Raw genomic sequence first — 15191 nt, 5'->3', positions numbered from 1 at the left:
GAATTCACCAATTCCCTTTTAGGTATGTACCTGTTTCAATGAGAATCTCCGGAAATCGCCATGGCCAAAGGACAATCCAACCCATACCAAGGTCACACAACCAGCATATTTCCGGATATCAATCCCGGTATTTGCGATTGTAACGGTTATCGAACGCCACCGTTAACAGTTTTTGTATTTTTGCAGAAAAAATGGTTAAGATTCTTACCCTGGCCATCGCGGGGATATTGTTATACCGGTTGATATTTGGCAGTGGGCCCGTATTACCAGGTAACCAGCCACCCCGGCCCCTGTCTCCGGATCAGCAGGATGATGATGAATTGGTAGATTACGAAGAGGTTGAATAATGACTGCGATCAGTAGCTATATTCTGCAGCAAAATCACCATTGGCTGATCCTAAACAAGCCTCCTGGTATGCCCGTTCAGCCCGACCAGACCGGAGATGCCAATTTATTAACGGCTGCTCAGGCTTATTGTAAACGGTCCCTGCATGTGTTAACCCGTCTGGATCGCCCGGCATCAGGCCTGGTGCTGATGAGTAAAACCTCAAAAGCAAACCGCCATTTTCACGAGCTCCAGAGCAATCACACACTTACCCGGAAATATTGGGCGATCACAGCAGAACACCCGGAGTCTGATCAAGCCGAGGTTCAGGGCTTTATTCAACGCACCCGCGGAAATCGCTCCGTTTGGGTAAGCGAATCATCGAATCCTGCCGATGAGCAGGCATCGTTGCGGTATTCCATTTTAGAGGCCAGCGAACGTTACTTCTTATGGGAAATCGAATTATTTACCGGCAGGCATCATCAGATCAGGGCTTTTCTTCAATTTTTGAATTGCCCGATACGGGGAGATGTTAAATACGGATACAAACGTTCCAACCCACAGCATCACATCCAGCTCCATGCCCGCGAGATGCAATTTGATGATCTGGATGGATCCAGCCGGCAGGTGATCATTGCGCCAACGCCGGAAGATACCATCTGGTCTGTTTTTTCCATAAATCAACCAAAATGAGTGGTTCAAACCAAAGTCCGCATACGGATGTGAATCAATTGGGCGAATTTGGCCTGATCGATCACCTTACGGAGTCATTTGCCCTGACACAGCCTTCTTCGGTACGCGGGGTAGGGGATGACGCTGCGGTGATCGACAACCAGGGTTTTCTCACGGTCCTGTCCACCGACATGCTGGTCGAAGAGATCCATTTTGACCGCATCTACCATCCCTTGCGTTATCTCGGATATAAAGCAGTCATTGTCAATCTTTCCGATATCTGTGCAATGAATGCCATCCCCAGGCAGATCACGGTATCCATTGCCCTTTCAAACCGGTATGGTGTTGAGGACCTGGAGGAGTTGTATGCCGGCATCGCGTTGGCCTGTGAACACTACCGGGTAGATCTCGTAGGAGGAGACACGACCTCTTCCAACCGGGGACTCATCATCAGCATTACGGCCGTAGGGCAGGGAGAGCCCAATCGCATAACCTATCGCTCCGGAGCCAAGCCGGGAGATCTGATTTGTGTTACCGGTGATCTGGGAGCTGCCTATGTCGGATTACAATTGCTTGAACGGGAGAAACAGGTATTTATCTCCACACCCAATGTACAACCCGATTTCGAAGGGCAGGACTATATCATCGGAAGACAGCTAAAACCGGAAGCTCGCCTGGATGTGATAGAACTCTTCCATAAAAGCAACCTTCAGCCTACCGCCATGATCGATATTTCCGATGGCCTGGCTTCAGAAATATTTCACATCTGCAAACAGTCCGGGACAGGAGCATTTATCGAGGAGGCTAAAGTGCCCATCAATCAGCAGACGGAACTGATGGCCATCAAATTTGGTCTGGATCCGATCACCTGTGCTTTGAGCGGTGGGGAAGACTATGAATTGCTGTTTACCATCGATCCTGCCGACCTGGAAAAAGCCCGGTATTTACCCGATCTGTTCATTATCGGGGAAATCACCCCGGCAGCTGACGGGATAAAACTGCATACTTCCGGCGGAAATGTCCATCCGCTGCAGGCGCAGGGGTGGAAGCATTTTTGATCGTAAAGTCAGGCAAGATTGGCATTCACAGTGTCCAGAAAATAGGGGGTTACCTACATTTCAGATCAACCCTGATAGATGGCTGCCAGGTATTTGATGGTTTTTTTAGCTTCCAGGTGCATCTTTTCATAAAAGGTTTTAATGGCTAATTCTGGTAAGGGCAGTGGTTTGCTGTAGATATCATCATCAGCATAGACCACGGTAAGATCCGGTGCATGGGTCCAGGTAGCAGCGGAGAAAGCATACAACTCCGGATCGTCGGTCTTGATCTGAATACGCGCCCCTGCAGGTAAAATCCGCCGGTAGATTTCCAGAAACCGGTCTGAACTCAGCCTTTTCTGGGCGTGTGAATTACGGAGAAACGGATCGGGAAATGTAATCCAGATCTCATTCACTTCACCTTTGGCAAAAAACTGATCCAGGAGTTCGATGCGGGTGCGGAGGAAGGCCACATTCGGTAATTGTAATTCCAGCGCTTCGGTGGCCCCTTTCCAGATTCGGGCGCCCTTAATGTCTACTCCGATGAAGTTACGTTGAGGGTATTGCCGGGCCAGCTGGACGGTGTATTCCCCTTTTCCGCAAGCCAGTTCCAGTGTAATGGGATGGTCGTTATGGAAATATTCACTGCCCCATTTACCGTTCAGGGAATGAGGATCTGTACCGGACACAGACGCTTCCTCCCCGGTGGAAGGATGCAGGTTTTCCACCACATTGGGATAGTCCCGGATCGCTGCAAATTTTTTAAGTTTATTCTTTCTTCCCATAAATACGCGTGTAGATGGATTGGGTTATTAGCGCCGCCAATTTAGAAACGTCATGGCAAATATCGCAACGATTGCCGGAGTTTACCGATGCCTATTCTTTGGAGGAGTACCAGCGAAGGACGTCCTCTGAACGTTATTTAAATCTGGTAGCCTGGCAAAATGGAGAGCCGATCGGCTTTAAGCTGGGTTATGCACTGGATGACCAGGTCTTCTATTCCTGGCTGGGAGGTGTGTTGCCGGCATTCCGTAGCAAGGGTGTCGCCAGGTCTCTGGCAGGCGCTCAGGAAGAGTGGATGATCCGTCAGGGTTACCGGGAGGTGAGGATGAAAACGAGGAATATTCATAAAAGAATGATCATCTTTGCCCTGAAAAGCGGCTTCAATATTACGGAAGTTGAGCCGCAACAGGAAGTCGAACAATATCGAATTTACTTAATGAAAAAACTCATTTCATGATCCGTTTTGTCCGCAGAGCAACTTTTGGAGTCCTTTTTTTGGCATCGGTTTTGTCCGCTTCCGGCCAGAGCTGGAGCTTTGGTTTCCAGGCTGGTTTGACATTTTCCAAATTGCAGGGCCCGGTGGAACAGGATGCGGGGACCGATCTGGAGTCCTTTGATTTTGCCAATGGATTTCATGTGGGAGGATTGTTCAATTATAAGCTGACGGATCAGGTGGGCTTGCGTACCGGCCTGGTGTTTAACCAGAAAGGCACCAAATACAGGTACGACGGTCCGTCCTATTTCTTTTTCAGACGTGAAGGAGCCAAAGCGCCGGTAGCCACACTGGTGACGAGGCAGCAGGAGGTAAAATTTACCAATGCAAACATTGACCTTCCGGCCATGATCTTTGCCCGGCTGGGTTCACTGGAGCTTCGCGGAGGCCTTTACGGCTCCGTTCTGGTCGCCGGTAATGCCGGAGGATCACTGAATTTGACCAACATCCGCACACTTTCCGGTAATAATTCGGTGGCCGACATCATGCTAAGCCTGGACTACAACTATGGTTCCGACCGGGTAGGCACCGGCAGCGGTGTGTTGCAGTCCCGCATCATCAGCGGTGAAGAAGTCTTTTATCCTTCCATCATCGGAGCCTACTACGAAGAACCGGTCAAAAAAGGTTCACTCTTCAATGTATTTGACTACGGACTTACCGGAGGTGCCTCCTATTTCATCAATGAAACATTTTACTTCGGGGCGGAAATCCAGTATGGATTTGCTGATGTGACCAAAAACTTCTACGATTATTCCAAATTGGCTCTGAACGCCAATCGCGAACGGATACAACGCGCGGATAAGGACAACAGCCTGACGCTTAAATTTTCGCTTGGATTTTCGTTTTAACCGGTTCCCCTTCGCTTACCTTAGGCAGCTTGATGGAGAATGTGGTGCCCTCGTTCAGGCGGGAATGCTTGACAAATATCTTACCCTGATGGTACTGTTCGATGATCCGCTGAGCCAGACTGAGTCCCAGACCCCATCCTCTTGATTTCGTGGTAAAACCCGGTTGGAAAACGGTTTTGAACTTATTGGCCGGGATGCCTTTGCCGGTGTCGGAGATGTCAATATTCAGGAACCCATCCTCCTCAAGCACATTGGCTGAGATCTGACCGGCGCCTTCCATGGCATCCAGCGCATTGCGGACCAGGTTTTCGATCACCCAGTCAAACAGCGGCGGATTGATCTTGACGTATAAGGCGGACTGGTCGGGGTCGGGAAAGGCAAACTGAACCTTCTTGGGTGACCGCTTCTGCATATAACCTTTGCACTTGTCCAACTCTTCGAAGAGGTTGATCTTAACCAGCTCCGGAGTAGAGCCAATCTTCGAAAAGCGGTCGGCAATCAGCTTCAGGCGGTCCACATCTTTGCCCATTTCATGCAGATATTCCCTGCGCAGGGATGGATCCATCTGCTCTTCTTCCTCCAGGTATTGCAGCCAGCCCATAATGGCACTGATGGGCGTACCCAGCTGGTGAGCCGTCTCCTTGGCCATACCTACCCACACCTGATTCTGCTCGGCACGCCGGGCATTGCTGAACCCGATGTACCCGAGGGCAATGAAGCCAAACAACAGGATGCCCTGAAACAGTGGAAAGTAAGTCAGCATGGTGTACAGGCGCGAATTCTCATAATACAAATACTCCACCACACCTTCACCCGGTATTTCCAGGGGTTTTTTTCCGGAGGCGACCAGTTTCTGGACACGGCGCGACAGGTAGTCGGTATCTTCATTCTTTCCTTCACCATAGTTACGGCCCAGCTTCGGCACCATATTTTTGTCGGTGAGGATCATCGGAATGGACTTGATGGAGGAGATGATATCGCTCTCGAAGGTGAAATCCTGATTCATGTCCTGCTTGCGGGTAATGTTTTCCATGGCTCCGGAAAACACCAACGCCGTATACCGTTCACCTTCTTTCAGGCGCTGGGTCAGGTAATTGACATAGATCATGGTGAGCAAGATGATCAATGCCCCGCCAATACCCAGATAGGTCTTCCACTTGTTATTTAAATAATAGAACTCAACCGGAAGGGAGGTCTTCATAATCCATACGGCCTAGGCTTGAAAAATAGGAGGTTTCTCTCAGTTATACAAATAAACGCGAAAAGGGCCTCTTTCATTATCCGGCCCGTAAATCGCATTATCTTTGCAGCATGACCACCGCAAACATCCTATGCAAGTCTCGTGCCGAGCTGGAAGCCTGGTTCAAAGAACGTGGAGAACCGGCCTTTAAAGGGCGTCAGGTCTACGACTGGCTGTGGAAGAGGCAAGCCCGTGATTTCCACGACATGACCAATCTCTCCAAAGCACTGCGGGAAGAGCTGGTTGCCGCGTTTGAGATTCCTGGCCTGCGTACCGATGTCACCCAGGTCAGCAGCGACGGTACCATTAAGTCCCGGTTCAGACTGGTGGATGATCATCTGATCGAAAGTGTCCTGATCCCCGTGCCGGAAGAAAAGCGTTTTACCGCCTGTGTTTCTTCCCAGGTCGGCTGCAGTCTGACCTGCTCATTCTGTGCCACAGGCCAGATGAAGCGGATGCGTAATCTGCGGGCCCATGAGATCGTAGACCAGTTTATTCAGGTGAATATGCAGTCAGAGGCGCACTTCGGTCATCCCCTGACCAATGTGGTTTACATGGGCATGGGCGAACCGCTCCTGAATTATGCGGAAGTCATGGAAAGTGTGCGTATCCTGAATCAGGAGATGGAATTTGGCATCAAGCGCATCACCATCAGTACCGCTGGTATCGCCAAGATGATCGACAAACTGACGGAGGAAGATGTCCGGTTTAATCTGGCCTTGTCACTGCATGCGGCCGACGACAGCAAGCGCAATACCATCATGCCCATCAACGAGTCCAATAACCTCGAAGCGCTGATCCAGTCGCTCACCCAATTCTACAACAAGACCAAGAACAAGATCACCTTCGAATACATCGCTTTCGACCGCTTCAACGATACACTACAGGATGCACGCCATCTGGCGGAACTGTGCCGTCATTTCCCAGTCAAGATCAACATCATCGAATACAACCCGATCGAAGGCTTCGATGGCCGAAAATCCGGGGAAGACCGGCTGGAGATCTTCGCTTCCTACCTGCAAAACAAGGGCATACCGGTCACCATCCGCCGCAGCCGGGGCAAGGACATCGATGCCGCCTGCGGACAACTGGCGAATAAGGGGTAGGAGTAGTTGTTACACGGAGGGCCACGGAGAAGACGCGAGTTTCACAGAGATTTTAGATCGTTTATCCCAGAATAGGTCTCCCTTGACATTCGCGGTCATCCATGGAATTTGTAGCTGAAAAACCAAATCACCGCAGGAAAAACCCTTCTCCAAACGGATCATCCGGATCGATCCAGAACCTGTTTGCACCTGTAACATAAGCCATGCCGCTCACTTCCGGGATGACCGCCCCGTAGGGCCCATAATCGGCTGTATGCAATACCCTGCCCGTGAAGGCGCTTCCTACGATGGACTCAATGGTCATGGTTTCACCAACCTGCAGCAATCCCTGATCGTAATGCAATGCCATCCGGCCACTCACACCTGATCCGGTGGGACTGCGGTCCACTTCTCCGTCGGCAAAGACGCAGACATTGCGGCTAACGGCTCCCGGGCCGACTGGTCCCTGCATGAATATGGTTCCGTAGAGGAAGGAGAGGTCATGTTCAAATGGATGGCTGACGTCCCAGGTGCCGTCCTGGACCAGCTGCTTGATCAACCGTCCGTAATGGATATGCTGCTGGTAATAGGCCGGCGTTAAAGGCAATCGGTCCGCTTCAATCTGTATATAAGCATAGAAGGCACCGCCATAGGCCAGGTCAAAGGTGATGGATCCCAGACCGGGTACTTGCAGCATTTGGTCCCGGACCAGCACAAAGGAAGGGACTCCTTCAAACCGTACTGAAAGGACTTTTCCATCCCGAATGCTGGCATAGCTCACCAGCCGGCCACAGGGTGCATCGATCACCACCCTGGTTTCCGGTTCTTGTATTTCCACCCAGGCCATTTCTACAGTCAACCGGGTGATGGCGATGGTGGCATGTCCGCACATGGTCGAATAACCTTCGTTGTGCATGAAGATGATCCCGAAATCGGCACCGGCATCGTTGGGCGGGACGATCAGACAGCCGTACATGTCGGCATGCCCACGCGGTTCCCACATCAGCGCTTTGCGCAGGTGGTCATAATGCTCCATCTGGTGCCGTCTTCGTTCCAAAACCGAGGTTCCCGGTAATTCCGGCCAGCCAGAGAGGACCACCCGCAGGGGTTCACCACCGGTGTGCATCTCAATGGTGCGGATCTCCAGCCAGTGATTGGGTTTTGGATAATCCGGTGTTGCTGATTTAAGGTTTAAAAACATAACGTCTTAAATGTCATTTTGACCATGCCGCCGCAGGAAGGCGACAGAAAGATCAGGGTGCTCAATTCCACCTAAATTAAGGACTATTTATTGTAAACCGCTTACAACCTCGTAAGCCAATCCCGCTGCGATCAGATCTTCGGAAGCATGGCCTACAGACTTGAACAAGGTGATTTCTTTGTCATGCACCCGACCATCTACCGTGCCACGACACAGATCAAAAAGGGTTCCCCGGATCTGTCGCGTCCGGATCACACCATGTCGTAAAGGGATGGCCAGATCCCCACTTTCTTTCGTGGCCCCTTCGATGGTGTCGACATAGATCGCACTCTTCCGGATCAGTGCATCATCCAGCTCACGGAGGTTGGGCTTGTAGGAACCGACGGCATCAATGTGGGTACCAGGCTGAACCCAGGTTCCTGAGACCAGGGGTGATCCGGACATGGTGGCCGTACTGATGATATCGGCCTCACGGATGGCCCGCTCCAGGTCCGTTGTCCAGACAATATCAACACTTAAATCCGGTAACCTCTCAGCCAATTGTTTGGCATGGTCCGGATTCCGGCCCCAGATGGATACCTTTTCAATGGGGAATTGACTGCAATGTGCCCGGATTAGTTGCGGAGCCAATGAACCGGTCCCCATCATGGCCAGGTTACGGGAATCTTTTCTGGCCAGCATTCCTGCCATGAGTGCGGAGGTGGCAGCGGTTCTTAAGTTGGTGAGTAATTTGGCATCCATGGTAGCCAGCATACTGCCATTCCTGCGGTCCATTAACGTGTATGTTCCCTGAATAGAAGGTAACATCAGGGTCTTGTTTTCGGGGAAAATAGTAACCATTTTGACGCCGATGTACTTTTCATTCCAGGCAGGCATCAGGAGCAGGGTATTGGCTCCAATATCCAGATGTTGCCGGGGAGGGATATGCATTTCTGGAGAAGGTAATTGTTCCTTCAATGTTTTGATTAAAAAGGAATAGGACAAGGCAGATTCCAATTGTTGATCGTTGATATGGAGGACTTCGGTCACGGCGGACTATTGCTTTAAGTGCAGTCGTTTCGAATTTAACGCTAATGGTTATGCTTGCTTCAGTTCTTTCTGTTACTTACACGGTCCAGGAATTATGCGGCCTGAGATCATAGACCGGAATATTTTTAGCATTTTTGAGCAATTAAAATAGCCGGAATCTTATGATGTTGCGGTATCTCCAGCGCGTTTTTTTATTCGCATTGCTTTTTGTTGCCGGTTTGGACATGCCTGCGCAGTCCATTCCTTCCGATGTGCTTTCCTCACTCCAATACCGGATGATCGGGCCGACCCGGGGAGGAAGATCTACCGCGGTAAGCGGAGTAGAGAGCGATCCTTTCACCTATTACATGGGAACCACCGGCGGTGGTGTGTGGAAAACCGGCGATGGTGGCACGACCTGGAAGAATATATCCGATGGCTTTTTTAATGTAGGTTCGATCGGAGCGATAACGGTCTATCAGCCTAATCCTGCCATCATTTATGTCGGTGCCGGTTCGGCATGCATCCGTGGTAATGTTTCTCCGGGAGATGGCATTTACAAATCTGTTGATGCGGGTAAAACCTGGCGTCACGTGTTGAATATTCAGGCTCAGATCGGTCGCATTGTTATTCACCCGGACAATCCGGATATAGCCTATGCCGCCGTATTGGGTAATGCATTTGGTCCATCAGCGGATCGTGGTGTCTATAAAACGACCGACGGAGGATCGACTTGGCGGAAAGTCCACTTCATCAGCAATCGCACCGGGGCTATTGATCTGGTCATGCATCCCCGGTATTCGAACATCCTTTTTGCCGGAATGTGGACAGCTGAACGCAAACCCTGGACGATGATCGATGGAGGTGATGAAGGCGGATTGTGGAAAAGCACCGATGACGGAAACACCTGGACGAAGGTAAACGGGGGCCTCCCTGAAGGGATCGTGGGCCGGATCGGTATTGCCATTTCACCAGTCAATCCGGACCGGATGTGGGTACTTCAGGAAACGGCCGATGAAACCACCGGAGGGCTCTACCAGAGTGAAGATGGCGGCAACTCCTGGAAGCGCATCAACCGGGATCACAGCCTGCGTCAACGTGCCTGGTATTACAGCCACCTATTCGCACATCCTACCGAAGAGCATACCCTCTTTGTTCTCAATACCCGCATGCTGAAATCTACCGATGACGGCAATAATTTTACGCGCATTGCAACCCCTCACGGGGATAATCACGATCTGTGGATCAACCCGGAAAATCCGCAGGTTATGATAGAATCCAACGATGGCGGATCAAACATATCCTTCAACGGGGGTACCAGTTGGTCGACGCAGTACAATCAGCCTACCGCTGAGTTCTACCGGGTTACCACTGACGAGCAGTTTCCTTACCGGGTCTACGGAGCACAGCAGGACAATACCACCATCAGCATACCTTCTGAAACCGCCGGGGGACTGTCACCGGTCCAGTACTGGTATGCTGTCGGAGGCGGTGAAAGCGGATACGTAGCGGTAGACCCACAAAATCCGGATCGTATATTCGCTGGAAACTACATTGGCCAGATCACCTTGCTGGACCGCGATCAGGGCCGGTCCCGGGATGTTGTTGCTTATCCTCAGATGCACGATGGAACCGCACCCCGGGATATCAAATACCGCTTCCAGTGGAATGCTCCAATCCGTATTTCCCATTTTAATCGCAATACCATCTACCACTGCTCCCAGTTTGTCCATCAGTCTACCGATGGAGGCATAACCTGGTCGGTGATAAGTCCTGACCTGACCACCAACAATGACGCACAGCAGGACATCCCCGGTGGTCCCATCCAGCACGATCACACTGGTGTAGAGTTATACAATACCATTTTTGCATTCGAAGAATCACCACACGACCCATTTACACTCTGGGCGGGTAGTGATGATGGTCTGGTACACATCACGCGTGATGGCGGCAAGACCTGGAAAGAGATCACCCCGACCGGCATGCCAGAACAGGGTACAGTAAACAGCATTGAAGTATCGCCCCATTCACCGGGTACGGCATACATTTCGGTTTATAAATACCGGGATAATGACTTACGGCCCTATGTCTTCCGGACAACGGATTTTGGTCGTAGCTGGGATCTCCTCACCGATGGAAATAACGGCATACCGGCCGACCATTTTGTCCGGGTCGTTCGCGAGGATCCGGTGCGTCAAGGGTTGTTGTATGCGGGGACCGAATACGGATTATACATTTCGACGGATAATGGCAATAAGTGGACTGTCATGCAGGGCAATTTACCCGTAGTTCCGATCACAGACCTGCAGGTAAAGGGCAATGACCTGGTTATTGCCACCCAGGGCAGATCTTTCTGGATTCTGGATGATCTGCCGGTGCTAAGGGCAGATGTAGCTGCCGGTCAGCCTCTATTGCCAATCCCGGATGCTTACCGGACGCAGTTGTCCAATAATTACGGCGGTGGCGGCGCTTCTCCGGATCCTGCTCCGCTGGGGGCATTGATCTATTTGTACCAGACTTCCGGTGTGGACTGGTCCCAGGCACGGCTTACCATAACCAGTCCGGACAGCACGCAAAACATGGTCTTTGCCGTTAAGCCCAAAGAAGGAGAACAAAAACTGGAATTAAAACCAGGACTGAACCGCATACTTTGGGATATGCGCTATTCGGCACCAAAAGTGCAGAAAGGGTCTGTTTTTTCACTGGCCAATACCCGAGGAATCCGGGCTGTTCCCGGCAACCACACGGTGGTATTTACCGATGGCAGACGTACGGTTACCCAGACGTTACAGGTTTTGAAAGATCCTCGCTGGACTTGTTCGGAAGCCGATTTGCAGGCGCAGTTTCAGTTGTCAAAGCAATGTGAAGGAATGCTCCAGGATGTTCACGCAATGATCGGCCAGATCCGTACGATACGGGAACAGGTAAAAAGCCTGGAGGCTTGGGGTATGCGCGATAATTCTAAGCCATCGTGGTTGAACCAGAGCCAGCAGCTGACCACTGCGATCAATGATCTGGAGAAACAATTGATCCAAACCCAGAGTGAGAGTCACCAGGATCCCATCAATTATCCCTCCATGCTGGATGATCAGATCGCCTACCTATATTCCATAGTCAATGGGCAGGATGACCGGCCTACTCCTGGCTGTTTTGAACGCTACGATGACCTGATCAAACTGGTCTCGGAGAAGAAAACCATGTACGACCGGATATTGGCCGAAGTCACTACACTTAATGGCGCTTTGAAGCAACTGGATGCACCCTATGTTCGGCTGAATTAAGGCCGTAGATCAGTTGGCAATCTGGTAAGTGAAAACGTAATAGTGGACTTTGTTTTCAATAATGATTTCCATGGTTCCGGTCAGCCCGGATAGATCTCCGGTGCCACACCCCGGTACAACGATGACCCGCAATTCCTGGGAAGTTTTGGTCCTGGTACCCATATGGGTTAAAATGAATGTCCCTTCCCTGCCGTTTAATTTTCCGGTAACCCGCTCGATGGCTACATAAGCCCCCGCACCATTTTCAGTTCCGGCAGCTAACATTTCAACGGTACTGATGGCTTCCAGATCCCCGCTGAATTGTTTATCCAGAAGATACCGGCCCATCGTATGTAATCCGATTTGTTCCTGAGACTGTGGATTCATTTTCACCTCAAAGGTGCCTTTAGCGATGCTTTTTTCCATGTGTTCTGCCCTGATTTATGTTTATAATAATACACAACGCCCGGCTAATGGCAAAGACAACATAATCTTATCCTGTCTTAGCAGCTCAAACAAGCTTTCGCATACCTAGATCCAATGACCTTATTTTTAGTTACAATCCAATTGTCTGAGATGGATTACCTTGGGGTATGGCTGCTAAATACCGGGTCTACGTCATCGAATTATCAAAAAAAGTCTTTTCGGAAAATACCCGCTTCAGGACAGCAAACCCTCAATACAACGGTGTCCTGGAGTGCCTGTATGTCGGGATGACCAGTAAAGACCCTAAGGAACGGTTTGAACAACACCGCACTGGATACCGGAACAAGCGGGGACATAACCTGTCTTCCAGCATTGTCCAGAAATACGGTCGTTACCTCAGGCCGAGTTTGTACAGCCACATTGAGCCTTTCAGCTCACGGGAAGAAGCGTTGAAAATGGAGGAAAAACTGGCGCAGGAACTAAGAAGACAACGTTATGCGGTGTGGTGGAATTGATTTTTGCGATGATATTAACTGACTGACGCATGTCATTGTGCTTTTGGTGATTTCAGTTTATCTGATTACCAAAATATTCCGTGATGGAAAATAAAGCACAGGTAAAGGTGACCTATGCCGATGCAGATCACCCCAAAATCATCGAAATTGCCCGGCAGAAATGTACACCGGATACGAGTTTAAGGGAAAAATTCATAGCGCTCTTTCGGTTTGTGCGGGATGACATTCCATTTGGATTTCCTCCTGTTTGGGATTACGTCACAGCATCGGAAACCCTTGATTATGGTGTAGGCTACTGCAATACCAAATCCATTTTATTGCAAGCGCTTTGCCAGGCCGCGGGAATTCCTGTTAAACTCCGGGCGGGCAAGATAGACACACGGGTCATGAAGCACATCTTTCCGAACTGGGCTTTTCCGTTTTTACCTTCCGGTGCATCGCATATGTGGATAAGCGTTGCCCTCGAAGATGGTTGGCATGAAGTAGATGCCCATATCATCGACCAGGCTTTGTTTGTCGCTTCCAAAGATATGTTGCTCAAAGATAAAGGCCTTAAGTTCGGTTATGGATTGGGTCCGGTCGATCCGGATTGTGAAGGTGACTGGGACCAGGGTTTTGTTCAGACCGGTGCATTGCTTGAGGACTATGGGAAATGGAACGAAGCCGCTGACTTCTATGCCAGTAAAAATTATCAACCGTTAAATTGGTTTCATACCCTGACGATGCCAATGGTTCGGGGAGTCAGCAACCGGACGATAGTTGCTTTCCGGAATTACGGCTATTCTCTGCTGCACAAAAAACAAGAGCGGAGTCAATATCAGCATATCGCCTAATGTAATGGTGATAAAAAAATGCAATGGCCAGTTATCGCAAAGCCTTGCAGCCGGATACGGGGATGGAATCGGCAAGAAAAGTAATTGATGCGATCGTCAAAGGGTCATGATTTGAGGATCGAATAATACAATTGTACCAGTCCGGTTGAGAAAGTCCGGCAATCTGTCAGCTCCAGCGGTATACGGGATAGCAGATCCGGAAATAACGGTTTGCCTTTTCCCAGCAGCAGAGGATGAACCGAGATCATCAGTGCATCGATCAGGCTCTCCTCGAGCATGGATGAAGCGAGTGCTGAGCCACCGAACAGCCAGATGTCCTGACCGGGTTGTTGCAAGAGGTTTTCAATACCATATTTCAGATTACCCTGGATAACATCGGCATCCTGGGCGTTAAATCCCGGTGTATTTGAACAGACCACCCGCTTTTTTCCTGGAAACCCATCGGGCATGAGTTTCAACATCTGCTCGTAACTTTTGCGGCCAAAAAGGATGGTGTCGATACGACCCAGAAATTCCGTCATGGAATAGTCCTGATCGATGAAGCACCAGTCGATTTCACCATTGGCACCTTCGATAAAAAAATCCAGGCTGGTGCAGAGGTTCAGGATGATTTTTCGATGAGTCATATTCGGCAGGAATTAGGTTCTGGTATTCAGGATCAATCAAGGGAATCTAAAGTTAATTTATTACATGCGCTCCACTCATGTTGGATAACGGGAGGTATCCGGATGATGACAAAAAATGATCTCGATAAATCATCGAAGTGCTTTCTTTGATTGACCCACAATGATTTCCTTCACTACCCGATGTTGCGTTCAGGACAGGCTTCTCATCCTTGTGGCCCAACAAAAAAAGGGTCCCAGCTAATCACTGAAACCCTTAAGTTGACCCACAAGGATTTCCTTCACTACACGATGTTGCGATCAGGACAGGCTTCTCATCCTTGTGGCCCAACAAAAAAAGGGTCCCAGCTAATCACTGAAACCCTTGAGTTGACCCACAAGGATTTCCTTCACTACACGATGTTGCGATCAGGACAGGCTTCTCATCCTTGCGGCCCAACAAAAAAAGGTCCCAGCTAATCACTGAAACCCTTAAGTTGACCCACAAGGATTTCCTTCACTACACGATGTTGCGATCAGGACAGGCTTCTCATCCTTGTGGCCCAACAAAAAAAGGGTCCCAGCTAATCACTGAAACCCTTAAGTTGACTCCATTAAGGATTTCCTTCACTACACGATGTTGCGATCAGGACAGGCTTCTCATCCTTGCGGCCCAACAAAAAAAAAAGGGTCCCAGCTAATCACTGAAACCCTTAAGTTGACCCATTAAGGATTTCCTTCACTACACGATGTTGCGATCAGGACAGGCTTCTCATCCTTGTGGCCCAACAAAAAAAGGGTCCCAGCTAATCACTGAAACCCTTAAGTTGACCCACAAGGATTTCCTTCACTACACGATGTTG

Annotated in this window: 15 protein-coding genes; 9 read left to right on the top strand and 6 right to left on the bottom strand. The window is 50.0% G+C overall.

The features are described from left to right. The first annotated feature begins 191 nt into the window (after positions 1–191). Genes H6570_19995 through thiL form a run of 3 tightly spaced genes read left to right on the top strand, consistent with a single transcriptional unit; the run spans position 192 to position 2055 of the window. Positions 192–347 (top strand): hypothetical protein, encoded by a 156-nt coding sequence (locus H6570_19995; protein ID MCB9321572.1) that lies wholly within the window; start codon positions 192–194, stop codon positions 345–347. Beyond that, positions 347–1018: an RNA pseudouridine synthase gene (locus H6570_19990; GenBank protein ID MCB9321571.1), complete on the top strand. Its 672-nt coding sequence runs from the start codon at positions 347–349 to the stop codon at positions 1016–1018. Before H6570_19995 ends, H6570_19990 begins: the two co-directional genes overlap by 1 nt. Continuing rightward, complete coding sequence (thiL, locus tag H6570_19985) at positions 1015–2055, top strand: thiamine-phosphate kinase (protein MCB9321570.1); 1041 nt, start codon at positions 1015–1017, stop codon at positions 2053–2055. Before H6570_19990 ends, thiL begins: the two co-directional genes overlap by 4 nt. Before the next feature lie 65 nt (positions 2056–2120). Here thiL and trmB read toward each other — a convergent pair whose 3' ends face one another. Next, positions 2121–2819: a tRNA (guanosine(46)-N7)-methyltransferase TrmB gene (gene trmB, locus H6570_19980; GenBank protein MCB9321569.1), complete on the bottom strand. Its 699-nt coding sequence runs from the start codon at positions 2817–2819 to the stop codon at positions 2121–2123. Positions 2820–2833: 14 nt separating this feature from the next. On the opposite strand from trmB, the gene H6570_19975 reads away from it, so the two are divergent. Together H6570_19975 and H6570_19970 are read left to right on the top strand one after the other, a co-directional pair. Further along, the gene (locus H6570_19975) at positions 2834–3274 is read left to right on the top strand and encodes a GNAT family N-acetyltransferase (GenBank protein MCB9321568.1); all 441 of its coding nucleotides are present in this window, start codon (positions 2834–2836) and stop codon (positions 3272–3274) included. Beyond that, positions 3271–4158, top strand: coding sequence for an outer membrane beta-barrel protein (locus H6570_19970; protein MCB9321567.1), 888 nt, complete (start codon positions 3271–3273; stop codon positions 4156–4158). The genes H6570_19975 and H6570_19970 overlap by 4 nt, the downstream gene beginning before the upstream one ends. Here H6570_19970 and H6570_19965 read toward each other — a convergent pair. Further along, on the bottom strand, positions 4130–5266 hold the full coding sequence (locus tag H6570_19965) for a HAMP domain-containing histidine kinase (GenBank protein ID MCB9321566.1): 1137 nt from the start codon (positions 5264–5266) through the stop codon (positions 4130–4132). The genes H6570_19970 and H6570_19965 overlap by 29 nt on opposite strands. A 203-nt stretch (positions 5267–5469) precedes the next feature. Here H6570_19965 and rlmN point away from each other — a divergent pair, with 203 nt between their 5' ends. Then, positions 5470–6504 carry a 23S rRNA (adenine(2503)-C(2))-methyltransferase RlmN gene (gene rlmN, locus H6570_19960; protein MCB9321565.1) on the top strand — a complete coding sequence of 345 codons (1035 nt, stop codon included), beginning with the start codon at positions 5470–5472 and terminating at the stop codon, positions 6502–6504. A gap of 127 nt (positions 6505–6631) precedes the next feature. Here rlmN and H6570_19955 read toward each other — a convergent pair whose 3' ends face one another. Further along, complete coding sequence (locus H6570_19955; GenBank protein ID MCB9321564.1) at positions 6632–7684, bottom strand: proline racemase family protein; 1053 nt, start codon at positions 7682–7684, stop codon at positions 6632–6634. A gap of 87 nt (positions 7685–7771) precedes the next feature. Continuing rightward, positions 7772–8713, bottom strand: coding sequence for an ornithine cyclodeaminase family protein (locus H6570_19950; GenBank protein ID MCB9321563.1), 942 nt, complete (start codon positions 8711–8713; stop codon positions 7772–7774). Positions 8714–8874: 161 nt separating this feature from the next. On the opposite strand from H6570_19950, the gene H6570_19945 reads away from it, so the two are divergent. Next, positions 8875–11973: a glycosyl hydrolase gene (locus H6570_19945; protein MCB9321562.1), complete on the top strand. Its 3099-nt coding sequence runs from the start codon at positions 8875–8877 to the stop codon at positions 11971–11973. 9 nt (positions 11974–11982) lie between these two features. On the opposite strand, the gene H6570_19940 is transcribed toward H6570_19945, so the two are convergent. Then, positions 11983–12378, bottom strand: coding sequence for a DUF3224 domain-containing protein (locus H6570_19940; protein MCB9321561.1), 396 nt, complete (start codon positions 12376–12378; stop codon positions 11983–11985). Positions 12379–12545: 167 nt separating this feature from the next. Between H6570_19940 and H6570_19935 the strand changes: the two genes are divergently transcribed. Together H6570_19935 and H6570_19930 are read left to right on the top strand one after the other, a co-directional pair. Then, positions 12546–12893 (top strand): GIY-YIG nuclease family protein, encoded by a 348-nt coding sequence (locus H6570_19935; protein MCB9321560.1) that lies wholly within the window; start codon positions 12546–12548, stop codon positions 12891–12893. 83 nt (positions 12894–12976) lie between these two features. After that, on the top strand, positions 12977–13726 hold the full coding sequence (locus H6570_19930) for a transglutaminase family protein (protein ID MCB9321559.1): 750 nt from the start codon (positions 12977–12979) through the stop codon (positions 13724–13726). A gap of 104 nt (positions 13727–13830) precedes the next feature. Here H6570_19930 and H6570_19925 read toward each other — a convergent pair whose 3' ends face one another. Next, positions 13831–14352, bottom strand: coding sequence for a dihydrofolate reductase (locus tag H6570_19925; GenBank protein ID MCB9321558.1), 522 nt, complete (start codon positions 14350–14352; stop codon positions 13831–13833). Between the last annotated feature and the right edge of the window lie 839 nt (positions 14353–15191).

The organism is Lewinellaceae bacterium, from assembly GCA_020636135.1.
Classification (GTDB): Bacteria; Bacteroidota; Bacteroidia; order Chitinophagales; family Saprospiraceae; genus JAGQXC01.
Note: the sequence above shows the minus strand (reverse complement) of the source record. Positions and strands in the feature narration are given on the sequence as shown.